Annotated in this window: 22 protein-coding genes; 11 read left to right on the top strand and 11 right to left on the bottom strand. The window is 46.7% G+C overall.

Translation table 11 applies throughout. The features are described from left to right. Positions 1-8 precede the first annotated feature (8 nt). Positions 9-1,196 (top strand): cyclically-permuted mutarotase family protein, encoded by a 1,188-nt coding sequence (locus CLV25_RS01165; RefSeq protein WP_131837804.1) that lies wholly within the window; start codon positions 9-11, stop codon positions 1,194-1,196. Positions 1,197-1,264: 68 nt separating this feature from the next. Here the strand turns inward: CLV25_RS01165 and folE are convergent, their stop codons facing one another. Continuing rightward, entirely contained in the window at positions 1,265-1,891 is a 627-nt protein-coding gene (folE, locus tag CLV25_RS01160; protein WP_131837803.1) for a GTP cyclohydrolase I FolE, read from the bottom strand. Positions 1,892-1,902: 11 nt separating this feature from the next. Next, positions 1,903-2,322, bottom strand: a complete 420-nt coding sequence (locus CLV25_RS01155; RefSeq protein WP_131837802.1) for a 6-carboxytetrahydropterin synthase — start codon at positions 2,320-2,322, stop codon at positions 1,903-1,905. 818 nt (positions 2,323-3,140) lie between these two features. Here CLV25_RS01155 and CLV25_RS01150 point away from each other — a divergent pair. Together CLV25_RS01150 and CLV25_RS01145 are read left to right on the top strand one after the other, a co-directional pair. After that, the gene (locus CLV25_RS01150) at positions 3,141-3,716 is read left to right on the top strand and encodes a superoxide dismutase (protein WP_131837801.1); all 576 of its coding nucleotides are present in this window, start codon (positions 3,141-3,143) and stop codon (positions 3,714-3,716) included. Between the two features lie 72 nt (positions 3,717-3,788). Continuing rightward, complete coding sequence (locus tag CLV25_RS01145) at positions 3,789-4,361, top strand: nitroreductase family protein (protein WP_131837800.1); 573 nt, start codon at positions 3,789-3,791, stop codon at positions 4,359-4,361. 248 nt (positions 4,362-4,609) lie between these two features. Here CLV25_RS01145 and CLV25_RS01140 read toward each other — a convergent pair whose 3' ends face one another. Further along, positions 4,610-7,840, bottom strand: a complete 3,231-nt coding sequence (locus CLV25_RS01140) for an FAD-dependent oxidoreductase (protein ID WP_131837799.1) — start codon at positions 7,838-7,840, stop codon at positions 4,610-4,612. A 222-nt stretch (positions 7,841-8,062) separates the two neighbouring features. On the opposite strand from CLV25_RS01140, the gene CLV25_RS01135 reads away from it, so the two are divergent. The 4 genes from CLV25_RS01135 to CLV25_RS01120 all read left to right on the top strand — a co-directional run bounded on the left by CLV25_RS01135 (position 8,063) and on the right by CLV25_RS01120 (position 11,901). Further along, positions 8,063-8,455 carry a hypothetical protein gene (locus CLV25_RS01135; protein WP_131837798.1) on the top strand — a complete coding sequence of 131 codons (393 nt, stop codon included), beginning with the start codon at positions 8,063-8,065 and terminating at the stop codon, positions 8,453-8,455. Between the two features lie 106 nt (positions 8,456-8,561). Further along, entirely contained in the window at positions 8,562-9,461 is a 900-nt protein-coding gene (locus CLV25_RS01130; RefSeq protein WP_131837797.1) for a PASTA domain-containing protein, read from the top strand. 24 nt (positions 9,462-9,485) lie between these two features. Continuing rightward, entirely contained in the window at positions 9,486-10,565 is a 1,080-nt protein-coding gene (locus CLV25_RS01125) for an RluA family pseudouridine synthase (protein WP_131837796.1), read from the top strand. A gap of 349 nt (positions 10,566-10,914) precedes the next feature. Continuing rightward, on the top strand, positions 10,915-11,901 hold the full coding sequence (locus CLV25_RS01120) for a D-alanine--D-alanine ligase (RefSeq protein ID WP_131837795.1): 987 nt from the start codon (positions 10,915-10,917) through the stop codon (positions 11,899-11,901). A 102-nt stretch (positions 11,902-12,003) separates the two neighbouring features. On the opposite strand, the gene CLV25_RS01115 is transcribed toward CLV25_RS01120, so the two are convergent. The 7 genes from CLV25_RS01115 to CLV25_RS16145 all read right to left on the bottom strand — a co-directional run bounded on the left by CLV25_RS01115 (position 12,004) and on the right by CLV25_RS16145 (position 18,388). Beyond that, positions 12,004-12,522 (bottom strand): nuclear transport factor 2 family protein, encoded by a 519-nt coding sequence (locus CLV25_RS01115; RefSeq protein WP_131837794.1) that lies wholly within the window; start codon positions 12,520-12,522, stop codon positions 12,004-12,006. A 376-nt stretch (positions 12,523-12,898) separates the two neighbouring features. Further along, positions 12,899-13,651, bottom strand: coding sequence for a HipA family kinase (locus CLV25_RS01110; RefSeq protein ID WP_131837793.1), 753 nt, complete (start codon positions 13,649-13,651; stop codon positions 12,899-12,901). Positions 13,652-13,721: 70 nt separating this feature from the next. Then, positions 13,722-14,246: a GNAT family N-acetyltransferase gene (locus tag CLV25_RS01105; RefSeq protein WP_131837792.1), complete on the bottom strand. Its 525-nt coding sequence runs from the start codon at positions 14,244-14,246 to the stop codon at positions 13,722-13,724. Positions 14,247-14,324: 78 nt separating this feature from the next. Continuing rightward, positions 14,325-15,104, bottom strand: coding sequence for an alpha/beta hydrolase (locus CLV25_RS01100; protein ID WP_131837791.1), 780 nt, complete (start codon positions 15,102-15,104; stop codon positions 14,325-14,327). 368 nt (positions 15,105-15,472) lie between these two features. After that, the gene (locus tag CLV25_RS01095) at positions 15,473-16,378 is read right to left on the bottom strand and encodes a D-hexose-6-phosphate mutarotase (protein ID WP_131837790.1); all 906 of its coding nucleotides are present in this window, start codon (positions 16,376-16,378) and stop codon (positions 15,473-15,475) included. A gap of 227 nt (positions 16,379-16,605) precedes the next feature. Beyond that, a complete protein-coding gene (locus CLV25_RS01090; RefSeq protein ID WP_131837789.1) occupies positions 16,606-18,036 on the bottom strand; it encodes an SDR family oxidoreductase in 1,431 nt (476 codons plus the stop codon). A gap of 193 nt (positions 18,037-18,229) precedes the next feature. Then, the gene (locus tag CLV25_RS16145; RefSeq protein WP_207895567.1) at positions 18,230-18,388 is read right to left on the bottom strand and encodes a hypothetical protein; all 159 of its coding nucleotides are present in this window, start codon (positions 18,386-18,388) and stop codon (positions 18,230-18,232) included. 559 nt (positions 18,389-18,947) lie between these two features. Between CLV25_RS16145 and CLV25_RS01080 the strand changes: the two genes are divergently transcribed. Next, complete coding sequence (locus tag CLV25_RS01080) at positions 18,948-21,611, top strand: glycoside hydrolase family 3 C-terminal domain-containing protein (protein ID WP_131837788.1); 2,664 nt, start codon at positions 18,948-18,950, stop codon at positions 21,609-21,611. Positions 21,612-21,697: 86 nt separating this feature from the next. On the opposite strand, the gene CLV25_RS01075 is transcribed toward CLV25_RS01080, so the two are convergent. After that, a complete protein-coding gene (locus CLV25_RS01075) occupies positions 21,698-22,645 on the bottom strand; it encodes a FecR domain-containing protein (RefSeq protein WP_131837787.1) in 948 nt (315 codons plus the stop codon). A gap of 356 nt (positions 22,646-23,001) precedes the next feature. Here CLV25_RS01075 and CLV25_RS01070 point away from each other — a divergent pair, with 356 nt between their 5' ends. The 3 genes from CLV25_RS01070 (at position 23,002) to CLV25_RS01060 (ending at position 25,767) form a co-directional block, all read left to right on the top strand. Then, positions 23,002-23,802, top strand: coding sequence for a DNA/RNA non-specific endonuclease (locus CLV25_RS01070; RefSeq protein WP_131837786.1), 801 nt, complete (start codon positions 23,002-23,004; stop codon positions 23,800-23,802). 51 nt (positions 23,803-23,853) lie between these two features. Beyond that, a complete protein-coding gene (gene elbB, locus CLV25_RS01065; RefSeq protein ID WP_131837785.1) occupies positions 23,854-24,504 on the top strand; it encodes an isoprenoid biosynthesis glyoxalase ElbB in 651 nt (216 codons plus the stop codon). Between the two features lie 444 nt (positions 24,505-24,948). Next, a complete protein-coding gene (locus CLV25_RS01060) occupies positions 24,949-25,767 on the top strand; it encodes a helix-turn-helix domain-containing protein (RefSeq protein ID WP_207895566.1) in 819 nt (272 codons plus the stop codon). Positions 25,768-25,971: the final 204 nt, after the last annotated feature.

The following is a 25,971-nucleotide window of genomic DNA, read 5'->3' as shown; positions in this document are numbered from 1 at the left end:
CGTAACCTATGCGAAAGGCTGCCTTTTCTATTCTTTTCGCCCTGCTTGTGGCAGGTTGCTTGGCGCAGCAGAAAGCATCATCAATTTACCAGTGGAGTAAGCTGGGCGATGTGGGTGATGCTTCTGAGGTGAATGCGGGTTACGGGCTGGGCGTTGCCTCGCCTTTTGCGGGCGTGGTAAACGGTAGACTGGTTGTTGCCGGTGGGTGTAACTTTCCCGGAAAGGCTGCTGCCGATGGTGGCACTAAGGCGTACTACGACGATGTGTACGTTTTCGACCTAAAAGGAAAGAGCCGTACGGCGCAAAAGCTATCCCTAAAGCTACCTGCTGCGTTGGCCTATGGCGCATCGGTGCAGATTCCTTCGGGGGTGGTGTTCCTTGGCGGGCGAAACGATAGCATCTACAGCCGCAAGGTGCTGCACCTAAGCTGGGATAGCGCCAAAGGTAGCATTGCAATCAGCTATCTTCCCGATTTACCCGTAGGCAAGGCTTTGTTTGGGGCAACCTACTCCGATAGGAAGATCTACGTAGTGGGAGCGGAGGCTGTATCTCCCTACCAAAAGGTATTTTTGGTTTACGACTTCCGAAATCCTAAAAAGGGATGGACGAGGCTGCCCGATTACCCTGGAGTTGCCCGTACGCTTCCTGCCGTAGTGGCGCAAAGCAACGGCGATGAGGTGCAGGTGTACATGTTCTTTGGCGCTACGGCCAATGGGGCATCTCCCTATATCCTCGATAGCTATATGGCCTACAGCATAAAGAGCAGAAGTTGGGCGGAGGGAGGTAAAACCCTATTCAACGGTAAGCCTATCTGCTTCTACGGTGGCGATGCATTTAGCTCGGGTACCAACGACATCCTCTTTATAGGAGGGGTTAACGTGGACGTGTTTCGGACAGAGGTGCAGCGTAGGGCAACGGCAAAGGTCTCCCCCGATAAGCAGCTGGTAGATTCGCTAAAGGCTGTTTCGGATGCCTACATGCGTGCCGATCGATCCTTTTACCGCTTCAACAGCAAGGTTATGGCCTTTAGTCTGCTTACCAATACCTGGACTGAGCTTCAGGACGCTCCTTATGGTGGGATAACTGGCGAAGAGGTCGTTGTTGATGGAAAAACAATTTTCGTAGTCAGCGGCGAGATTAAGCCGGGCATACGAACTCCCGATGTGTACAAGGGATTGCTTAAACGGATTAAATAGCCGAGCTATTCATACTTAAAAGGCTGCCTCTTGATGGGGCAGCCTTTTGTTATTCGCTATGCTTGTTTCTAGTGTAGCTTTAGTCCAATAAGGTGGATAAACTCCTCGCGTGTCTTGTTGTTGGAGAGGAATGCTCCGGTGAACGCCGAGGTGGTGGTTACCGAGTTCTGCTTCTGAACACCGCGCATCTGCATGCACATGTGCGAGGCCTCGATGACAACCGCCACGCCTAGCGGCTTTAGCGTTTCCTGAATGCAATCGCGGATCTGAACCGTAAGGCGCTCCTGTACCTGAAGGCGGCGGGCATAGGCCTCAACTATTCGGGCGATCTTGCTTAGCCCGGTGATGTAGCCGTTAGGGATGTAGGCCACATGGGCCTTCCCGTAGAAGGGTATCATGTGGTGCTCGCACATCGAGTAGAGCTCGATGTCCTTTACCAGTACCATCTGCTGGTAGTCCTCCTTAAACTTTGCTGAGTTTAGTATCTCCTTGGGGTCGAGGTGGTAGCCGTGAGTAAGGAATTGCATGGCTTTGGCAACCCTTTCCGGCGTCTTAAGCAGCCCTTCGCGCTCTACATCTTCGCCCAAAAGCGAAAGAATAGCCTTATAGTGTTCCATGAGCTTTAAGGTAACCTCGGAGTTGTACTTCTCCTCCTTTTCATATCCCCGGATGGTGCCGTTATCGAAATCGTTCATTTTAGTATTGGTTAGAAGCCGTAGTATTCGGCTGAATTATTCTCAGTTTCCTCAATTTTGACGCAGTGTAGTTCGATGCCCAGCCCCTTTATGTGCGGCTCGAGCTGCTTCCAAATGGCAACAGCAAGGTTCTCGGTCGAAGGGATGATTCCCTTCATAAAGTCGACCTCTAGGTTCAGGTTCTTATGGTCGAGCTTTTCCGTTATCTTCTCCTTGATGATTTTGCTGATCTCCTTTAGGTTTGCCACGTAGCCTACCTGCGGATCGACTTCGCCCTTTACGGTTACCCAGAGCGTGTAGTTGTGCCCGTGCCAGTTGGGGTTGCTGCACTTTCCGTAAAGCTCAAAATTCGCATCGTCGCTAAGCCCCGGCTGGTAGAGCCGATGCGCGGCGTTGAATAGCTCTCTGCGCGTTAAGAATGCTGTTGGCATACTCGTAGTGGTTTGAATTTTGTGTGTAATGTTAATTCTTTTGCACGTTTTAGGCAACAGTATAACAATATAAATGTTGATGGGTTCATCTACATCTTGTACTGGGCGGTGGCCTATTTCTCTCATGCTGGTTAAAGGGGGGAGGTACATCGACTAAAAAGCACCACCCTCAAGCTGAGGTTCGAGAGTGATTGCTTAAAAACGCTCACCCTCAAGTTGAGGTTTTAGGATGATTGCCTGAAAGCGTTCGCCCTCAAGTTGAGGATTTGGGTGTATAGCCTAAAAACGTCCACCCTCAAGCTGAGGTTCGAGGGTGATTGATTAAAAAGCGCTACCCTCAAGCTGAGGATTTAATAGGCTTGTCTAAAATCATCGACCCTCAAGTTGAGGATTTGGGTGTATTGCCTAAAAACGTCCACCCTCAAGTTGAGGATTTAGGATGATTGCCGGAAAGCGTTCACCCTCAAGCTGAGGTTTTATGGGAATTGCCTAAAAGTATCCACCCTCAAGCTGAGGTTAAAGGTGCCTCTTCCCCTTAAAGGGTTAATCATCGGGTTGTGGGCAGGTGTTCATCCCGAAAAATGCGTCGCGAAATGTGCTGCTCTAGTTCGTGTTGCAAAAAAATATCCGGCAAAGGTGGCTTTTACGATTCTTTCGAGTGAACATTTCCGTCTGGCTGCTGTTCTGTGGTCAAATAATCGAAGATAAAGTCGAAGATATGGCGGCTGGTGGAGTGGATTTTTCTGAGCTGCTATTTTGCATCTGATCGAATTTGGCCTTACCTTTGGTAACAACGTAAAAACTTTAATACTTAAAAGATGAAATTTGAACTACCAAAACTACCTTACGAGGTTAGCGCGCTAAACCCTAGCATTAGCGATCGTACAATTGAATTCCACTATGGAAAGCACCATCAGGCTTACGTAAACAACCTGAACAACCTTATACAGGGAACAAAGTTTGAGGATGCCGATCTCGAAACCATCATTCGCGAAGCCGAAGGTCCAATCTTCAACAACGCCGCGCAGGTGTGGAACCATACCTTCTACTTCAACCAGTTTTCGCCTAAGCCATCGGCGCATCCAAAGGGTGAGCTGGCCAAGGCGATAGACCGCCAGTTCGGCTCGTTCGATAAGTTTAAGGAGGAGTTTACCAAGGCATCCGTAGGGCTGTTTGGCTCGGGATGGACTTGGCTGGTGAAGAATGACGATGGTTCGCTCGATATCGTACCCGAGCCCAATGCCGGAACGCCAATCCGCAAGGGTAAAAAGGCAATCCTAACCTGCGATGTTTGGGAGCACGCCTACTACCTCGACTACCAAAACCGCCGTCCCGACTACGTATCCAGCTTCTGGAACATCATCGATTGGGATGTGGTTTCGGAGAGATATTAAAATGTAAAGCGTATATTCGTAGTCCCTGCATAGGCTTATGCAGGGACTTTTTTAATTAAAAAGGTATCTACTATGATAAAGGAGCTAGTTTATAAGAACAGGAGCTACCGCCGTTTTTACGAAGACGAGCCGGTAGGTAGAGATTTGCTGGTAGAGCTGGTAGACTTGGGTCGTATGTCGCCTAGTGGGCGCAACCTGCAACCGCTAAAGTACTTTATTTCGAACGATAGGGATTTAAACGCCAAGATATATCCAACCCTTGCATGGGCGGGTTACCTTAAGGATTGGGGTGGTCCTGTCGAAGGGGAACGTCCAAGCGCCTACATCGTAATTTTGGAAGATACATCGCTGGGGCAGGGGATGCCGCACGATCAGGGAATCGTTTGCCAGAGCATGCTTCTTGGTGCCGTAGAAAAGGGGCTGGGTGGATGTGTAATTGCGTCGGTGAAGAAAGCGGAGCTTGCCGATATCCTCAATATTCCCGAGCATCTGAAAGTAGCCCTTGTCCTTGCCCTCGGAAAACCCAAGGAGGAGGTGGTTGTTGACGATATCTCCGAAGACGGCGACATCAAGTACTGGCGTGATAGCGAACAGCATCACCATGTGCCAAAAAGAACGCTGAAGGAGGTTTTGATAAACCTATAGCATAAAAAAGGGAGCCGAGGGGCTCCCTTTTCTTATCATTTATAAATAGGACATTAAATGGGAAAGTCCTAAGTTCTATCAGGGTGATTTCCCTCCTTACCAAGGAGGGGTGCCCGACGGGCGGGGTGGTTCTTAACTTTTTTCATCTACAACCACCCCCGGCTGCGCCGACCCCTCCTTGAAAAGGAGGGGAATACGCTCTGTGCTAACTTATGTATGACATCGATTTCAAATATCGATCATTGCTCTTACTTAAACGCCTGTTCCAGTAGCCCGTCTCCCTGTATCGATAGCCTATCGAAGTAGGCAGGTGTTGGCTTTCCTGTAATCTTGTCAACGTAAAGTTTCGCCATCTCTAGGCCAAGCATAAATCCTTGTCCGCGTAGGCCAACCAAAAGCCCAGCCTCGGGATCGACATACATACGAGGCTCGGTGTAGTATCCGGCCCAGAATGCCTGGAAGCCGATGTTGGATAGGTTGGGTATCCACTCGGTAAAGACCTCCGAAACAATCTTCAAGAATTCCTGCGAGTTAATGGCAAGGTTCTTTCCGGCCTCCTGAGGATCGGTCATTGGCGAAGCGCAGCCGATAATTTGTCCGGTATCGGCCAGCTGCTGACCGTACACGGCAACAAATCCCTTATACTTGCGCCTGTCGATAAGCATTCCTAGTGGAGTGGTATTTGCACCCAGCCAAGGTAAGCGACGGGTGATGAACGCCTGATGCTTTACTGGGTACATCCCCAGCTGATACCCCAGCTGCTTTGCGTACCTGTCGGCATCGCCACCCAAGGCGTTTATGAAGAGCTCGGTGTGGTACTCAATAAACTCCTTCTTGTGGTTGCGAACCAGAGCAACGTACTCTTTGCCCTCCCTGTGGATGCTGATTAGTTCGCTATCCTCCTCTACGGTTCCTCCATGCTCAACTCCAAGGTCGCGGATTAAATCAACGGTCTTACCGGGCGTTGCCTGCCAGCAATCGCGGGTGATAAGAGCACCTTTGTATAGGTCGAGCTTTGGGTTGATGTATGGCGATATCTCCTTGTCGAAATCTTTAGGATCGACCATATAGGCGTTCGACCAAGCTTTTGATGCCTCAAGAGCCTGATAGGTTTTATCGTCGTGCGCAAAGTTTACGTAGTTGATAGGACGATAGTCGATGTTCGATATCTCCTGTAGCTGCTTAAACTGCTCGTTGCTACGGGTGGCTATCTCGGCAATTTCGGGAAGGCTAAATGCTGGGCGACCTCCGGCTATATTTCTCCACGAAGATCCTCTTCCAAAGTTTAGCAGGGTAGGCTTTAGGCCTGCCTTCGCCATATGCATAAACAGCGAGCTACCTGCAATACCACCACCGGCTATCAATGCGGTAACCTTTACCTTTTGGGCGGGTTTCGAGTTAATCTCGGTGATGTACTTTTCCTGCTTGCCATTTGGCTTTAGCTCGCCCATTGTAATTTGGTTCGATAGCGGTCCGCGAGGAGTAGAGTCGCCCACAATCTCGATACCCATAGGGGCAAGGGCAACCTTTAGGCGTTTCATGCAGCGCTTGCCACGGCAAGGCCCCATCCCTAGGTGGGTGGTGTGCTTAATCTCATCTGCCGAGATAAACTTACGGTTGCCGATAACAGCGAGCACCTCATCGAGCGGAACATCGTCGCAGTGGCAGAGGTAAAGCTCCGATTCTACATCTTTTGGTGCATCCTTAAGCGTTACTGGCTCTGGATAGCGATCCTTGGCAATAAACCCGCGGATGTTGGTAAGGTCGTCGGTGGTTGTTGAGGTGCACTTTACCCTTGCCAGGTTGGTCTTGTTCGGCTTGGTGATTACCTTTTCGATAACGCCTTCGCCCATCTTCTTGCCGTTGTTGTCTACCAGGTAAACCTCGGTTCCTTCCTGCGTGTGGAACTCAACGGGAAGGAAAATCTGCTGCTTGCCGATGTTGTACCCGAAGATGGCCAAGCCAGGGCAGAGCGTAACGCACTGCATACAGCCGATACACTTGGTGTAGTCGATAACTGGAGTCGAGTTGGTAGAGTTTTTTATGATGGCCCCATACTGACAGGCAAAGCTGCAAGGGTTACAGGCAAATCCGTATAGGCAGTCGGCAATCACAAAAGGCTTTTCGAGGCGTTCGCCTGATGGCTTTTGGGCCTCCTTTAGCAGATGAACCGGGTGCTGCTGCGACTCGATGTACTCCTTGGATACGGCAAGGTAGTGCGAGTAGGAAACGCGATGCCCAAGCTCCTGCATTATCTCGTAGGCCACCTGCTGACCGCGAAGCACGGCGCTGGTTCCCTCGCCAATGCGTATGGCATCGCCTGCTCCGTAGCAGCACTTGCCGAATACCTCATTCCCTTTTATCAGAAGATGGTTGTCGGGGAAGAGCCCGGTGCAGATGTTTATGGCGTCGATACCGTCGATGTACCTTTCGGTGCCGGGTATTGGCTGGAAGTTTTCGCTCTGGGCAACTATTGCGCCAACAATGCCATCGTGGTTTTTGTTGGGCACGGCTTTAATCAGCATATGCGAAAGCATTATCGGAATGCCTAAGCGGCGTACGCGGTTGGCCTGAACGGGGAATCCTCCTTCGTGGGGTGCAGCCTCGATTATAGCCTTAACATTGGCTCCGGCCTGCATCAGCTGGTAAGAGGTAAGGTAGCCGATGTTTCCAGCGCCAACCGTAAGGATGTTTTTACCAAGGATGGTGTACTCCTGGTTCATCATTTTTTGTACAACGGCAGCGGTGTACACGCCCGGAAGGTCGTCGTTCTCGAAGGCGGGCATAAAAGGAACAGCGCCCGTTGCCACCACTAAGTAGTCGGCATCTATGTAGTAAATTTCGTTGGTGACGATGTTCTTAACGGCAATTCGTTTTCCATCTAGGATGTCCCAAACGGTGCTGTCGAGCAGGATGCCGTCCATGGAGTCGCTCGCTAGGGTTTTGGCGATGTCGAAGCCGCGCATCCCTCCAAACTTTTTCTCCTTCTCGAAGAAGAAGAACTGGTGCGTCTGCATGTTAAACTGACCGCCAATCTTGCTGTTGTTGTCGACAACCAGATTAGGAATGTTGTTCTTAAGCAGCAGCTCGCGGGCGGCAAGTCCCGCTGGTCCAGCACCAATAATGGCTACAGTTGTTCGGAATATCTTCTCCTCCTTTTGGGCCTCTGGCTCTTTACTGGAGGGGATGTAGTCCTGAGGAATTTCCTGAACTTCCTTTACTCCATCAACAAGGGTTATGCAGATACGCTTGGCAACGCCATCAACAAGCATTTCGCAGGCGCCGCATTTGCCGATACCGCACTCGAGGCTACGCTCGCGGTTCTCTAAGCTGTGGCTGTGAACTGGGTATCCGGCGCGGTGTAGGGCGGTGGCAATGGTTAGGCCTGCCTCTCCCTTAATAGTCTTTCCGTCGAAGCGAAATTCAACTTCTTTCCCTTTTGGGATATCCAAAATGGGGTGTACGTCTACTTTATACATAGGTTGGTACTTTTGGTTTACGGTTTAGGTTAGTGATTTAGTGTTGCCCAATTTAGTTAAACTTAACCCTCGTTGTATTCAAAAAGAAAAGAAAGAATAGGGGTAGCGTAATTATTTTTAGTGGATAAGGCGAATAGTTGTATTTTAACACTATTCCAGTATGGTTTATTCTATGTTAAAATGCGTATAAGGCTGTTTCTGGTTTTTTAGGAGATAACGGGTTTGCTTAATTGCCGCTCGGCAGCAGAGCATTTACATAGTGCAAAGCTCTATCGCCGCTCGGCAGCTGAGCATTTACATAGTGCAAAGCTCTATCGCCGCTCGGCAGCTGAACTTTTAATAAGGGAAAAACTCAATCGCCACTCGGCAGCTGAGCTTTCACTAAGAGAAAAGCTCAATCGCCACTCGGCAGCTGAACTTTTACTAAGGGAAAAGCTCTATCGTTACCCGGCAGCAGAGCTTTCACCAAAGGGAAAGCTCTATCGCCATCCGGCAGTAGAGTTTTTACTAAGGGAAAAGCTTCGTGCTTTTATTGCATTTCGGTTTCCATCGTATGGGAGCAGCAGGATGCATTGGATGCTAGTTTGTGGCAAAGAAACTACGATCAACTTATAGGGCTCTAAAACGCGAAATCCCTGGAGTGAACCTTCATTTTTGCATTACTTCAAGCAGATAATTATATCTTTGCTTGAATTTTAGTCGGTCTCTTAAAATTAGTGGAATGGATTTCGATAAACTCACAAAAACGATAAAGGTAAAGGCCAAGCGTGCTTGGGCAAATGTTTATAGCCGTCAGCTAATTATAGCATTTGGTTTGCTGCTTCTTCTTTGGTTGGTAACATCGCTCTTTTTGAACATTGTTACCCAACATGGCATTTCGCAGCCTGTTCCCGAGTTTAGGGGGATGATGATTGACGAGGCAATCGCTCAAGCCGAGGGTGCCAATCTTGAGATTCAGATCGCCGATTCCATTTATATTCCAGGTAGGCAGGCAGGCATGATTATAGACCAAAATCCTAAGCCTGAAGTTCAGGTTAAGAAGGGCCGCAAAATATTTGTTACCATCATAACCCGCACCCCTAAGCTAAGCAACGTACCCAACGTGGTTGGCTACTCGCTTCGTCAGGCAAAAGCCATCATCGAATCGCAGGGGTTTGCTGTGGGGCGCTTAGATTACGTTGCCGATATTGCAACCAACAATGTGCTCGAGCAGCGCTTCAATGGTCGAATTCTAAGCTCAAGCGTTAAGATCCCCGTGGGGTCTGCCATCGAACTAGTAGTTGGGCTATCGCAGGGCGATGTTACCGAGGTGCCCAATGTGGTAGGACAGACTTTTGGTGGTGCGCGTTCGTCAATCGTTGAATCGTACCTAAATGTAGGTGAAGCCCGATATGACGAGACCGTTCGCAACTCGATAGATTCGCTCGAGGCTAAGGTTTACTACCAAAATCCATCGGTAGGTGCAAAACTTGGATTAGGGAAGAAGGTTAACGTCTATCTTTCGAAGAATCCTAAGAAGAAGCCTCAGTCTTGGATGATGGTGTCGCCTAATGGTGCCGATACGGTATCTACTGTTGATACAGCTGCATCTGTCGAAGAGCAGCCTGAAGAAGAACTATAAGAATATCTTAACCCTACATATTTGATGAAGGAGTACGAAGATCCTGACTTTATTGACGAACAGGACGAGGAGGAAGAAGAGGAGCAGTCGGGCTTGTACGAGCATTTCAGCTTCGGCGTCGATAAGGGACAGGGCATGCTTCGCATCGACAAGTGGCTTACCAACCGCATGGAGAAGGTGTCGCGCAACCGCATTCAGAGCGCTGCCGATGCCGGAAATATCCTTGTAAATGGCAAGTCGGTTAAGTCGAGCTACAAGGTAAAACCGCTCGATACCATCTCGATTGTGCTTCCATATCCCCGCAGGGAGCTGGAGATCATTCCAGAGAATATTCCTCTCGATATCCTTTACGAGGATGATGACGTTATCATCATAAATAAGGAGGCCGGCATGGTGGTGCACCCCGGTCATGGCAACTACACCGGAACCTTGGTGAACGCGTTGACCTACCACCTTAAGGACCTGCCGCTATTCCAGAGCGGCGATATGCGTGCCGGATTGGTGCACCGTATCGATAAGAACACGTCGGGCATTCTGGTAATTGCCAAGAACGAGTTTGCCCACGCCTACATCGCCAAGCAGTTCTTCGATCATACCACCAAGCGCGTATATACAGCGCTGGTTTGGGGTAATCTGCCGGAGGATGAGGGCACCATCATCGGGCATGTTGGCCGTAGCGTTAAGGATAGGCTTAAGATGGATGTCTTCCCTGAAGGCGATCAGGGGAAGCATGCTGTTACCCACTACAAGGTGCTGGAGCGCCTTGGCTACGTGAACCTGATAGAGTGCCGACTCGAAACCGGGCGTACCCACCAAATTCGAGTTCACATGGAGCATCTCAAGCATCCGCTGTTTAACGACGACCGCTACGGTGGCGATCAAATCCTAAAGGGAACAACTTTCAGCAAGTACAAGCAGTTTGTAAAGAATTGTTTCGAGATATGTCCACGCCATGCCCTTCACGCCCGCTCGTTGGGCTTTGTGCATCCAACCACCAAAAAGGAGATGTACTTCGAGAGCGAGCTGCCAAGCGATATGGCCCAGCTGCTCGACAGGTGGCGTTCGTACATCGCCAGCCGAGAGTTGGAACTCGAAGAGGAATAACGAGTGAGTAGGGAATAAGGGAGTAGTGTGTCGTGAGTTGGATGGATGCAATGTAGTTTGAGAAGCCCCGAAGGGGTGAACTCTTAGTAACCCCGGGATTTATCCCGGGGAATAGAAGCACAATATAAGCTGCCGCAACTGCTGCCTTTCCCAATAGGGATAACGATCTATGCGGCATAATACCGCTGTTTCTTGAGAGAGGAATAGCTACAAGGTTAATTTAACGTCATTATTCCTCCCTTGGGAGGGGTGAGTTTAGTGACTAATAGAAGATTACTCCTAGATTTATCTCGGAGATTATACAAGCATTAACGACTAGGTGCTTGCACCTACAAGAATAACTACCGTTATGAACAAGAAAAATATTGCCATCGTTGCAGGTGGCGACTCTTCGGAAGCCGTAATCTCGTTTAAGAGCGCGCAGCAAATCGCCGAGGTTATCGACCGCGATCGCTACAACGCCTACACCATCTTTATAAAAGGAACGGATTGGACCGTAAAGCAGGAGGGCAAGGCCGATATCGCCATCGATAAGAACGATTTTACCTTTGTTGAAGATGGCGCAAAGACTACCTTCGACTGCGTACTGATGATGATCCACGGAACTCCTGGGGAGAATGGCATCCTTCAAGCTTACTTCGATCTTATCCGTTTACCATATACCGGCTGTCGCACCTTTACCTCGGCGCTTACCTTCGATAAGTATGCAACCAAGAAGTACCTCGAGGGCGAAGGCGTTGATATGGCACGAGGTTTTATGTTCCGCAAGGGGCAACAGGTTGATGCCGATGCGCTGGTTGAGGAGCTAGGTCTTCCTATGTTCGTTAAGCCAAACGCAAGCGGTAGCAGCTTCGGCGTTACCAAGGTAAAGAGCGTTGAGCAGCTACAAGGTGCCATCGATGCCGCCTTTACCGAGGGTGATGCCATCCTTATCGAGGAGAGCATCAACGGCATAGAGCTGGGCAACGGATTGATCAAGACTCCTAGCAAGGCTCTTGTGTTTCCCGTAACCGAAATCGTTCCTAAAACCGAGTTCTTCGATTTCGAGGCTAAGTATACCTCCGGTATGTCGGAGGAGATTACCCCTGCTCGTATTCCCGAAGAGGTTACCGAAAGGGTACAGGAGCTATCGTCGCATATCTACGATGTACTAGGCTGTCGCGGTATCGTTCGTGTAGACTACATCTACAGCAACGATAAGCTTTACTTCATCGAGATCAACACCATACCTGGAATGAGCCAGGCTAGCATCGTGCCTCAGCAGGTTCGCACCATGGGGCTTGAACTTCGCGATGTGCTTACCCTCGAAATTGAGGATGCGATTGAGAGATTCTAGATTTGTGAATTGAAATAATAGAAAAGGTCGATGCTGAGGTGTCGACCTTTTTGTTTACATGGATACTTTGTTTGTCGGTAAATGCTCCGAATAGTTGCGAACTTAGTTTGTACCTTCTATCTGCTTTTGGAACTCGGCTGTATCGTAGTAAGTTTTATCCTCTATTGCTAGTCCTTCTGTGTTTACTTTCATTAAGCATACTCCTTTTATCCCAATCTTATGGCCTTTGGGGGATATATTAATAGGGGTATGGTCTGATGAGGCCGCAAGCGACTTGACAGCGGTTCCCTCTTGGTAAAACTCAAAACATAGCTGATTACCCTCCGAAATTACGGTAATGTATTCAAGTTTCAGATCTGGAACCATACGGAACAAATTCGCGTAGTATTCCTCAATAGCCTTTCTCCCAACTGTAGGTTTTAATTCACCCGATGCAATCATTGTTGCCTTTTCTGAATACAACTTCGCTAATGTTGCTGCATCATGAGAGTTAAGTGCCTGTCGGAATTTTTCCGTGAACTGTTTCGAATCAAAGGTGTCTTTTGTTTGATTGCAGCTGCTAAATAGCAAAAGGAAGAAAATCAAACTTAGTAGGAACGAATGCTGTACTGACTTTTTCATAATCTTGATATTTTTTATTTATGAACCCTATTCGTCTATTAACGAGCTTATGATGGTGGTTAAATGGACTGGGTATGGTTATAGACAAAAAACTAAAGTCAAGATTACGACAAAGTCAGCCTAAAGTCAATTTATTATCAGATGATTATGATGGTGTGTTTTGGTTGAAGGAAAATGTAGAATATATTTCTTATACAGTACAAAATACGGTGTCAGGTTCTTTTTTGTAGAAAAGGAAGAAATGAAGCTGTTAATATTTTTGGTTGTCTTATAATGCGTTTCTTTACTCAAAGAAAACTAGTTCTATTCGCCTTTATAGGTTTCCCTTTACAAGTTTTTCGAGCTTTTCTCGGTTTTTTCTAATTCGGTTATTCCTTTACTCTTCGGTTTCGAGGATTACGCATTCAAGTTTTTCTAGTGCTTCCTTTATCCTCCATCCGTTCTTCGATCTTTCCTGTATGCCCTTCTTTAGTACTTCTCGGCGCGCATCGTCGATTATTTCACTTGGAATTTCATCTATGATAGAATCAATTGACGCATGATTTACCTTTTCGAGAAACTGGTCAGTTCTATCGTTTTCAACATTTCGGTAAAGAGGGTTTGCTCTAAAGCATTGAAGGATTCTGTTATCGGCAAGCAAATCTCTACCGTATGCGATTTCGTTAAATAGCAGGCTCGAATCGAAATCGGAAATCGTTGGCTTTCCCGATATATTTAGCAGGTTTAGGTTGGTTGTTGTCCTATCGATATTCATCATTAGTATATCAAACAGAAAGATGTCCGTTAGAGCATCCTCGTCAATGCTATTCAGCTCTTTCATGCCTACCTCCTGTATCTGGTTGATGTACTTGTAGCCGATGTTAACGCCAACGCTTTTTGCCACCAGCTCGCGCACCTCTATGTAAATGTCGTTGAATTCTACACTTTCGGGTATTGTAATCCAAAAAGGAGTTCGGGTATTAAGCCCTATTCGGTTTCCGAGTGTATTTCCAAACCATTCGCTTATTAGTGAAAATTCTCCGCTCATTCTTTCGCGCAGCTTTACAAGAAAGGTCTCTTCGTCCCTCTTTAAAACCACGGGGAAAGAGTTTCCCTGTAGGAAATACGATACTATTTGAACGCTTTTCATCGATATTTTAGATTATACTTTTTGTACAAGGTATTGTTAGCAGTCTACTAATAGGAATAAAGTTTTTGTTTTAGTAATGATCTACGTACACGGTTTTAGTAACCTCTTTTACCGCTAGTTCTAGACTTGCACTATCCCATGGTTTGTTCGACATCAGCGCCATGCTCACTGGTGGCTTTACGCCATCGTACGAGGGCTGCATATAGTCGTAATTGAGCAGGGTTAACCCTAATCGCTCGTAAAACCGTATTCTTCTAACTGCCTCTTCGCTGTTCGGATGCTCTACCTCTAGCAGTAGAGGCGTTTCGATGCTAGCTAGCAGCTCCTTCATTATGGTGCTACCGTATCCTTTCCCTTTCTTCTGACGGTCTATGGCAATATGCTCGCCAAAGGTGAACGTTCTAAATGTCCAGTAGCACAGCATTCCTACTACGTTCCCATTATCCATGTAGGCCATCAGCTTCATCCGATTTATGGTAAGCATCTTCTTAAGCTGATCCGATTCACGTCGCTCGTCGGCCGGGAACGCGGTTATGTATATGGGCATTACTTCTTCAAAACGTTGGATGTTGGTGGTGGTAATGGCTTCCAGCATCTTCTTTTCTTTAGTTTATGTGATGATAGGAGTAGTAGGAGTTGAATTTATTCCGTTTTTTCTTAACGAGTTCTGCTTTTACCTATTTTCCTCAAGCCAATGCTTCAGCGCTCGTTTTAAGGCTTCGTCAAAGAATGTCCAGTTATGGTTACCTTGCCAATCCTCAAAGGTCGAGTCGTACCCTAATTCCTGTAGCAACCCTTGATATCTTTTGTTATCGTTGTGTAGGAAGTCTTCGGTGCCACAAGCAAGGTATAGCTGAGGTTTATTGGGTTTATTCTTTGCTTCTTTTGCTAGTTCTACTACATCCTCTTTCGGATTCCATTCTATCTTTTCGCCAAAGGCTGCTTGAAAATCCTTGAATAACCGCTCTCCAAAAAGCTCTTCGAATCGTTTAGCTCCTTCCGAATATTCAAGATGTTCCTTCAGCATTAGGCATGGCGACGAAAAGGCTCCGCAAAAACCGTATTGCTCAGGTTTCGACAATACACACTTTAAGGCTCCATATCCGCCCATCGAAGCACCTATAACTGCCGCATCTTCTCTTCTTTTCGATATGTTGAATAGGTTGCTAACCATCAGAGGGAGTTCCTCTGAAACATAGCTTTGGTAGCTTAAACCGTACCTCATATCCGTATAGAAGCTTCGGGCCACCTCTGGCATAATAAATACGGCATCGTAATCTTTCGCATAGTTTGGAAGCATGGTGTAGTCTACCCAATCGCCACTTCTTCCGCATAGGCCATGCAATAGGTAAACAACCTTATATGGACTACCCGTATGTTTATCTGGAGCAACAATCGTAATGCTGGTCTCCATTTCTAGCTTTTGTGAAAAAAGATTCCCTTGTAAAATCATTTCCTAAGTGAGTTGTTATCGTATGTTTGAGACTATAAAGATGGGCATTATCTGCTAATTGTATCATCAATCGGGATCGCTTTTCTGCTTGTTAGCAATATCCCATTTTACGGAACTCTTACATTCATCTCGTTATTCTTTATCTGTTGTATTAGTTCTTCAATATTCTTAATTAAGCGGTTGCGGATAAGATGTTCAACAAGTTATCCTAGTTCCTTCGAATTTCCGATAATACGTCCTTAAGTGGCCGCGCCGACATGCATCGTTACCCGCCGTGGCTTTTTAAAAGTTTTGTATGTAATAGGAGTGGTTACCCCAACGGTTTGTGATGGTTTCCGTTGGGGTAAAAAGCTCTTTTTCTTCTTCTACTAAAGAATTCCTATTATGGTCGTAATGCTATGGCTTTGTCCGGGTTGTAGAACAACCGAGTCGCTGTAGGCATTAACCGCTTCTACGCATACAAACGAGTGGTAGCCGTCGTTTGGAATATCTCCCATAGTTTTTGTGGTAACCTCGCCAGGGTTCCAAACCACCGTAACTTCGCTTCCGCGCTTTTCCACGCCAATCTTACGGTTCCACGCTGCATCGGTAATGGTACAAGTTGCCGAGTGGCCTATGTACCTTCTGTTCTCCTCACTTGTACTTGTAATGGTGAGCGTTGCCTCGTTTTGAACGTGGGTGGGCTCCTTCTCGAATCCGTTATAGTAGCGACATCCGCTTAAACCATCGATGCTGATATTGTCGATATCGCTAACGTTAAAGTAGCTATGCAGCGCATCGCTAACCGTAAACGATTGATCATTATCGGTGTTGGTGTAGCAGAGCGTTACCTCGAGTTTTTTGCCAACAACAACGCTTAGCGATGCTGTAAAGCTAAACGGCCAAAGCCCTTCGGTATAGCTGCTATTCTTTAGCTCGAATACTACTTCTGTTTCTCCCGATGGTAATGCCGCTGTTTTTACAACATCCCAAGTGCTAAGGCGGGCAAAACCATGCGCTGGTTTGCTGCCATCTTCGGGATTTGGCCCGAACCAAGGGAAGCAGATCGGTATCCCTCCGCGGATGGGCGTTCCTTTTTCGAATACGCATTGTGGGCTCATCCAAAGAACCTCCTTTTGTCCTTTTGGTTGGTAGCTTTGTACCTGTGCGCCGTATAGCGATATGGTTGCCCTTGCTAGGCTATTGGCTACCTTGGCAGCTACAAATCCGTTTTCTTCGTTAAATTCGATATGCCCTTCGATGGCATACCTTTGGTTTAGCTCGTTTGTGCTCATCTCTTGCTGTCTGCTTTAGTTGTTTTATGTGAACCGCGATCATGCTCTTCGCAGTTGTTTTTATTGTCGGGCTATGCTTCGTGCACATGCAGGCCTAGCGCTACTTGTGGTTTGGCATAGCACGTCGGCGTTAAGGTAAGGATAATTTAGTTAGTTGCCAGATAGTATTAGGGCTCGTAATCTCTCTATGCTATTCGATGTTTGGATTAGCTGAACGCTGTAGGTTTTTATGGCTGCGGATTTTGTGTGGTTAGTTTTTTTATTAATCCTTTGAAAATTATACTATGTAAGGGCAGTACTGCATGCCAGTATATCCTTCCAAATAATCCTTTTGGGCGAAATGTCGCTATTTGAATAAGCCTGTCGCCCTCTATTTGAAACTCCAACCAAGCTTCTCCAGGTAGCTTCATCTCGGCAAATAAGAGCAATCGTTTCTCTGCTTTGTTGGCGTATAGCACCCTCCAAAAATCTAGAGTGTCACCTGCCTGAATATTGCATGTGTTTGTTCTTCCTCGTCGTAAGCCTACTCCTCCAAAAACCTTATCAATAAATCCCCTTACCTTCCATAGCCAGTTCGCGTAATACCAACCTGTTTCTCCGCCGATTCTCCAGATGTTTTCGATACAAGATGAAACATCAATAACTCGTCTTTGGCGAATATCCTTATAGCATCCATATTTGGGAACTTTTATGTAATCTGAAATTTTGAAATCGAGCCTGCCGCTTACTGTTGAATCTTTCCAACTCGAAACAATCTCGTTTTGTTCAATTTTTTTAAAGGCTTGTTTTATGGAGTCCCTATAGGATAGAGGTTTAATGTTGAGTAGCCTTATAAGTTCATTATTCTTTGCTACTACCTCAACTTTCATGCTATCTACCAAAGAGGTTGCGAGTTTGTATGATGTAGAAGTGATAAAATATAGCCAATATGACGATAGCTTAGGTGTCATTACTGGGATAGTCCAAATATGCCTTTTTAATCCGCGTACCGATGCAAATTCTAGTAGCATCTCTTTATACGAAAGAATTTCGTCTCCAGCAATATCAAAGTTGCGATTGAACATTTTTTCATTATTTAAGATCTCTGTTAAGATCTTTATGACATCCGAAATTCCTATGGGCTGGCATTTGGTGTTTAGCCATTTAGGCGTAACCATGATTGGTAGTTTTTCTACTAAATCACGAATTATCTCGAATGATGCACTTCCTGATCCAATTATAATTCCTGCTCGAACTGTTGTAAGTGCATATTTTCCTTTCCCTAATTCTATTTCTACATTTTTTCTCGAATTCAAATGCTTCGATAGTGTTTGCGAGTTTACTATTCCACTTAGGTATATTACTTGTTTTGCATTGGTCTCATTCAGCCTTTCTCTAAAATTAATTGCAGATCTTCTTTCCAATTCATCAAAATCTTTTGAAGTTGACATGGAATGTACCAGATAGTATGCAAAATCAATATCCTTCGGGATGTTGGTCAGAGTGTTCTTGTTATTTAAGTCAACTTCAACTATGTTGATTCTATCTTTAATAGATTCTTCTGGATGAAACTTATTCCTATCCCTAACACAGCAAATAACGTAGTAGCCTTTATCGACTAGCACAGGTAGTAATCGCTTACCAATATACCCGGTTGCTCCCGTTAGTAAAACTTTCATTATGTTTCCGTTTAGTTAAACACAACGTTTGACTGTGTGGATAACAAGCATACTGGGGCTTATGTTCTTTTAGACTTTTTTCTAGCAATGGCATTGTAAATATTTGCTTACAGTTTTGTTTTTCAGTTGGCTATCCTATAAAATTATTCAAATGCTCTGTGTTATTCTTTCTCCAAATTATTTATCGTCGGATTTAATCCTCTGTATAATCTATCCCCTGCCATTTTGCCGGATTCTTGATAATGTATTCGGCAATATTGATGTACGATTGTTCGTTGCGGATGATATGTTCATAGTACTTGAGTTGCCACACCGAACAACCAATCCCCTTTCCGTTTAATTTTTTTTGCAACCTCCGATTTATACCCACGAACAGCTGCTCCAGCCGTTTGTGATGGTTTCTACAAATTAACCGAAAAATGGTGTGGATATGGTTGGGAATTCGATAGTACAGCCGAATTGTTCCATGCTGCACGTCGCCTATTTGGTGAGGCTGTTGTAGTCGGAAGTCTTGGTTATAGAAAAAAAGAGGAGAGGAGCTAACCACAACTCCTCTCCCTAGTAATCGAAACGTTCAATGTTCTATCTTGGTATCGTTGGCCCCTTGGGCCTAACGAACAACAAATAATCGCGTATCTTTTCGGTCGATACTATATAGATGCAGCTGCCATCGAAATTCCACACGGCATCGGCAAGTATTTTTAAAAAAAATATCCAATCATATTTTGGTTGTTCCCATTGTTGATCAATGTGCACCCTGTATGCATCTTTTATTTACTGCTAAATGGATGGAATTCTAGATAGATGAGTGCTAGCTTAGCGTAAAAATCACCACAAACAAGCATGCGATATTTTCTTTGCGTACCTTTGAGTTCCTAAGTACAGCTTTTTAAATCTAATCCCATAGCAAAATGAGGTTACTACTTATTCCCCTGATGGTTCTGTCGCTAGCCATACACGTTAGCGCTCAGCCCTACAAGGATCCTAAGGTTCCGATAGAGGATCGTGTCCGCGATCTGCTCTCGCGCATGACTCCCGAGGAGAAGTTCTGGCAGCTCTTTATGATCCCTGGCGATATTAGCGGCGATCGCGATCGCTACAAAACAGGAATATTTGGTTTTCAGATCAGCACCGTAGGCCAGAATGCCGATGCTGCCCAGCAGATGCTCAGCTACGCTGCCGGAGCCTCGGCTACCGAAACCGCCGAAATGGTGAACGATATGCAGCGCTACTTCCTTTCTCAAAGTCGGTTGGGTATTCCTATTATTCCTTTCGACGAGGCGCTTCACGGGCTGGTTCGTCAGGGTGCAACCGCCTTTCCTCAGGCAATCGGGCTCGCTGCAACCTTCGATCCTGCAACCATGCGCCGTGTATCGCAGGCTATAGCCAAGGAATGCTACACTCGTGGTCTAAGGCAGATTCTTTCTCCGGTGGTAAACATCGCCAGCGATGTTCGCTGGGGCCGCACCGAGGAAACCTACGGCGAAGACCCGCTTCTCGCCTCGGCAATGGGCGTTGCCTACGTCTCGGAGCTCGAGAAGATGGGCATCATCACCACCCCCAAGCACTTCTTGGCCAACGTGGGCGATGGCGGTCGCGATAGCTACCCCATTCACTTCAACGAAAGGCTGCTGCGCGAGATCTACCTGCCTCCGTTTGAGGCCTGCTTTAAGCAGGGCGGCTCGCGCTCGGTAATGACCTCCTACAACTCGCTCGATGGCTCCCCCTGCACTGGCAACGACTGGCTACTCAACCAGCTGCTCAAGAAGGAGTGGGGCTTTAAGGGCTTCACCATCTCCGATGCCGGAGCAACTGGTGGCGCCAACGTGCTCCACTTCACCGCCAAGGATTATCCCGGCTCCACCGTAAGCTCCATTACCAACGGCCTCGACGTCATATTCCAAACCAGCTACGATCACAAGTCGCTCTTCATGCCCCCTTTCCTCGATGGCCGCATTAGCCAAAAGGTTATCGACGAGGCCGTCGCCCGCGTTCTTCGCCTGAAGTTCGAGCTGGGCCTATTCGAGAACCCTTATGTCGATCCGAAGGAGGCTAAGGTTTGGAACGGACACCCCTCGCACCGTCAGATTGCCCGCGAGGCTGCTCAAAAGTCAGTTGTTCTTCTTAAAAATGATAAAAACATCCTTCCGCTAAGCCGTACGATCAAGTCGATTGCCGTTATCGGTCCCGATGCTGCCGAGGCTCGCCTTGGCGGGTACAGCGGCCCCGGCATCAACAAGGTTAGCATCCTCGATGGTATAAAGCGTAAGCTCGGAACATCCGCTGCCGTTCGCTACGCCAAGGGTTGTAGCCGCGAGGACGTTCAGTACGTCACCATTCCTTCCGATGCGCTATCCTGCATAGTCGATGGTAAGGTTCAGAAGGGGCTTAAGGGCGAATACTTCAGCAACGTTACCCTTTCGGGAGTTCCCGCGCTCACCCGCATCGACCAGCAGCTGCAGTTCCAATGGACGCTCTTCTCTCCCGATCCCAACGTGCTGCCCTACGACTTCTACTCCGTTCGATGGACGGGCAAGCTAAAGGCTCCAGCAACGGGCAAGTTCAAGATTGGGGTCGATGGTAACGATGGATACCGTATCTACATCGATGGTAAGCTCGTTGTCGACAACTGGAAGAAGCTCACTAAGCAGGCCGTGCTTAAGGATTTCACCTTCGAAAAGGGCCGCGAGTACGATATTCGAGTTGAATACTACGAGCCAGCCGGAAACGCCTTCTTCTCCTTAGTGTGGAATGCAGGTGTAAAGAATACCGAGGCTTTGGATATTGATAATGCCGTAAAGATTGCCGCGCAAAGCGATGTTGCCGTAGTGGTTGTGGGTATCGAAGAGGGCGAGTTCCGCGATAGGGCCTACCTTTCCCTTCCCGGACGTCAGGAAGAGCTCATTAACCGCATCGCCGCAACCGGAAAACCTGTTGCCGTAGTGCTCGTTGGTGGAAGCGCCATTACCATGAATAATTGGATGGGCAACGTATCCTCTATTCTCGACGTTTGGTATCCCGGCGAGGAGGGAGGCAACGCCGTTGCCGACGTTCTCTTTGGCGACTACAACCCCGCAGGTCGTCTTCCCATCACCTTCCCCGTATTCGAGGGGCAGCTACCGCTGGTTTACAACCATAAGCCTACCGGGCGTGGCGACGACTACAACAACCTCACCGGTCAACCCCTATTCCCATTCGGTTACGGGCTTAGCTACACCACCTTCGAGTACAGCAACCTCGATATAATCAAGAAGAGCATCTCTGCAACCGACTCTACGCAGATCTCCCTCACCGTTCGCAATACCGGAAAGGTTGCAGGCGATGAGGTCGTACAGCTCTACCTCCGCGACGAGCTGGCTTCGGTCGTTCGCCCCATCACCGAGCTCAAGGCGTTTAAGCGCATCACGCTAAAACCGGGCGAGGCTACCACGGTAACCTTCTCGGTAACCCCCGAAATGCTCTCCATGCTCGATGTCAACTTGAATAAGGTGGTAGAACCTGGCGACTTCCGCATCATGGTTGGCGCCTCCTGCAAGGACATCCGCCTACGCGGAATTCTAACCGTTACTCAGTAGAGTGCCGCTAGCGGCAAGCCTAAATAGCAAGCGAGGTGCAGAAGAGCTGCACCTCGCTTGCCATTTTTATGGGCTATTCTCGCCTTCTAGTAAAAAACTATCGTTTGTTCCTCCAGCTTCACCTGAAGTTTTAGATGTTTTGCCAGCGTATCGGTAATGCTTCTTTCGGTAGCGGGCTTAACGGTAAAGGTTAGCGGAATGCTATAGTCTACAGTGCTGCTAAAATGCACCTTCTTTCGCGTTAGCTTCTCAATTGGCCTGATGAGCTTACCTAGCGGGGTGCCATCTGCTACTAGCTGCCCGGTTCGCCATGCAATAAGATTCATATTTGCTGGTATAATCATTGGCGTATCCAGCGAGTCTACCGATATCATGCTCCCCTCTCTTACGCTTATCGTTTTGCTTATCGTTTTAAGGTTAAGGTTGCCGCGGAGGGCAATGGCCTCTCTAATGCTTTCGTCCTTCGTCAAAACATCTGCAATGCCATTGTCTATGGTAATCTTTGAATTCTTTGTCCGAATGGTAAGCGGAAGCCGCTGTGCGCTTATCGCCTCAAAAATTGCCTCGCCCTTTAGGTTGACGGTGCGGTTCCTGCTTCCGTAAAGCTTAGAGTACTTTATGGTTGTCCCGCTATCCAGGTAGGCAATGGTGCCATCGGGGAGGCTAACGCGCTCGCTCCGTTGTTTCGCCGTTATGGTAGTGTTAATCGTTCCGGTAAGCAGGGCAATGCCAATGCCCATAACGATAAACAGCAGCACAATAATAAGCAGCGTCTGCCCTATAAGCTTCGAAAGCGATCGTTTTTCTGATGTTGTTATTGGCTTGATGCTGCTTACCATCATCTCCCAGGCAACCTGCTTATCTTCCGTAAACTCGCTGTCGGCAAATCCCAGCTCGTCCCAAACCTTTTGGGCCTGTTCGACAATTGACGCATTCTCCTCCGATTCTGAAAGCCACTGCTGCAGCTCCTTTTTCTCAATTTCGGTTAGCTTCCCAAGGAATTGCTTGGCAATAAGCTTATCTGGTGCTTTCATCTGGCTTCAATTTTTGAAGTAAATATAGAAAGAACCTTTCTATTCTTGCTCGTTGTGGCGTAAAGTTAAGCGTAAGCATCCTGCTGTTATTCCGTATCGCTTCGCAGCCATACAGCCTCAGCTATTATGTGCCAGCTGTTCGTTGTTCTTTCTGATTAAGGAGTAAGGGCAGACTAGTGATCTAAAAGTTATTTTGAAAGAGTAAGCAACAGACAATATTGACAGTACGATTGCCTTTATGCGAAGGCTTCAGCAAAGCTTCCTTTAATAGCTGCCGCTGCTAAGCTTTTCACATGGTTTATACCTCCCGATTAACTTTCTGCTGTTTCGCTATCTTTGCCTTAAAATTTGTTGGAATGAAATTACGCTTTCCCCTTTTGCTGATGCTGCTCCTCGGTTTGTCGGTTTATGCCGTGCAGCACAATAGTAAGGCCGATAACGAGGCCCGATACGAATTGCCGAAATCGAGTTCAAGGACTCAGATCGTAAAGCATACGGGTTACACGCTTTCCTATAGCGAAGATGACGAGCAAGCCTTTTGGGTGGCCTATGTTCTAACCAAAGAGCATGTAGAGCAGCGAAGCGCTAAGCGAACTAATAAGTTCATAGACGATCCTGCGGTTAGAACAGGCTCTGCAACCAATGCCGACTACGCCCGTTCGGGGTACGATAGAGGGCATTTGGCCCCAGCTGCCGATATGGGATGGTCGGAGACGACCATGAAGGAGTCATTTTTCTTTAGCAATATGAGTCCGCAGGAGCCTAGCTTTAATAGGGGCATATGGAAGGACCTTGAAGAGCAGGTACGCGCTTGGGCTATTGATAACGAGCGAATTTATATAGCAACAGGCCCTGTTCTTTCCGGTAATCTCGAAAGAATTGGGCCAAGTGGCGTATCCGTTCCCCGCTACTACTATAAGGTAATCCTCGACTATACGCAACCCGAGCTTAAAGCCATTGGCTTTATAATGCCTAACCAAAAGAGTACGCGCTCTGTGAAAGATTTTGCGGTACCTGTAGATAGCGTAGAGCGTTTTACCGGGATAGATTTCTTTTACACCCTTCCCGATGATCTCGAAAAGCACCTCGAATCGCAAGTTGATCTTAATCTCTGGAGCTGGAAGCAAAAGAAAGTTCGAAAGCAGCCTAAATCCTAAAGTGTTGATAATTTTGTTTTAAATTGATACCTTTTCGAAAAAAACTAAATCATGAAAAAGTTCGCAATAGTAATTTCTGGATGCGGCGTTCAAGATGGCGCCGAGATTCACGAATCGGTAATGGCAATGCTTGCTGTTGATATGGCCGGATGCTTCTATCAGCTTTTTGCTCCCGATATGCTGCAGCTTAGGGTTGTAAACCATTTAACAGGGAGGGAGGTTGATGAAAAGAGAAACGTACTTGTAGAATCGGCTCGTATTGCTCGTGGCAACATAAAACCGCTAAGCGAGTATCGTGCTGCCGATTACGATGCGCTGCTTTTCCCCGGTGGATTCGGCGCTGCGCTCAATCTTAGCACCTATGGTCGCGATGGTGCAAGCATGAAGGTTAATTCTGAAGTGGAAAGAGCCGTTAAGGACGCTTACAGCCAAAAAAAGGTAATTGGTGCAATGTGTATTGCTCCGGTAGTTGTTGCAAAAATACTGGGCAAGGGAATGCTAACAATCGGTTCCGATAGAGGAACTGCTGCCGATATCGAAAACTTTGGGGCTAAGCATCAAAGTTCGGGTAAAGGCGAGGTTGCCATTGATTTAGAGAATAAGATATTCACTACTCCATGCTATATGCTTAGTTCATCCATTAAAGACATCTTCGTAGGTGCTACTAATCTGGTGAACGAAATGGTGCGAGCTATGGAGTAGCAGTGATACTATTTATTGCTATATTTCTCCCAAAATGTAAGTATGCTGCACAATCTTGTTATTTGTCTGCCTTCTCTTACAACGCTATTTTGGGGCCTAACTCTTTTCTTCGATAAGGGAGATAATAGTCAAGCACGAAGGTTTCTATCGTTATTTATGATGGTTGCTTTTGTGCTTTACTTATGTTACATCCCCTACTTTAATGGACAGCTCAGTTTGTTTATATACCTTTTGCCTGTGTACACGTTGGCAAGTCTGCTGGTTTACCCAATGTACTTTCACTACGTTTGCATGATAACGTTGCATCCAAGTTTCCAGAAAAAGTATCTTTTACACTATATTCCAGCCTTGTTCTATTTTGTTGCTTTATCAGCAGGAATCCTAATGTTGCCGCAAAAGGATGTTCATGCATTGCAACATTTAATGGAGAGCAATCAGCTATCAATGGCTCGATTTGATGGTGATATGCTTTCGGTGGTAACGATGCTCTTCCTATCCTCACGGTTGGTGTTTGGCGTTTTAGTTGTTGTAACGCTTTACTATAATGTAAAGAACATAAGACGGTACAATATTTCGATTCCAGACTTCTTCTCTAACCCCGAATCTCGAAGGGTAGACAACCTCTCTTTCGTGCTTGTAGCTATGGCTATTACATCGGGAACTAGCATGGTTTTTAATCTAATTGGCTTTCAGGTGTTCTTACACAACGATTATTTATTGGCGATTCCTTCTGTAATGCTAAGTTCGATGCTTTACGTTGTGGGTTTTGTGGGTAGTAAGCAAAAGCAGGTTTGTGTTGCCATGAAAGATGATAAGTATACAGATGAATGTGATTGTAGTGTTGTCGATAGCTTTGATGCCAAATTCGTAGAGCAGTTTAATATGCTTTTTTATGAGAAGAAGATATACCTGCAGCAGGATCTCAAGATTTGGGATGTTTGCGAGGCTATGAATTCTAATCGTACCTATATTTCCTGCTACATAAATAAGGCGGTTGGACTAAATTTTTGCTCTTTTGTAAACAAACTTAGAGTTGAAAACGCCTTGATTCTGCTCTCCGACTTTTCGTACGACATTTACAGCCTTAATTATATAGCAGAAAAGTCAGGCTTTAGTTCGATGAACTCATTCTACAGAGCATTTACCAAAGCTTATGGAGTTAGTCCGGGAAAGTATAGGCAAGTAAGAACAGAGCCTGATAGTTCTAATCATCAATTCCACAGTGAGAACTCGGAGGTATCTGATAAACGAGAGTTTTTGTAGCTCGTTTCCCAAAGTTTATTTGCCAATTGGTAAATAATTGACGTTTTGACCCTACATCAGGGATTGTTGTTTCGCATATTCTACTATTTTTGAAAGGCAACTAATGGATTTCTTGATTCAAAAAGTGAAATTATGAGCCTGTTTTTAATTGTAAGTGCATTAGTTTGGATTGGTTTGCTAACGTATATTCTTGTTTACTTTATG

It is taken from the genome of Acetobacteroides hydrogenigenes (genome assembly GCF_004340205.1).
Classification (GTDB): Bacteria; Bacteroidota; Bacteroidia; order Bacteroidales; family ZOR0009; genus Acetobacteroides; species Acetobacteroides hydrogenigenes.
The sequence above is the reverse complement of the archived record's forward strand: the minus strand, read 5'-3'. Positions and strand labels throughout refer to the sequence as shown.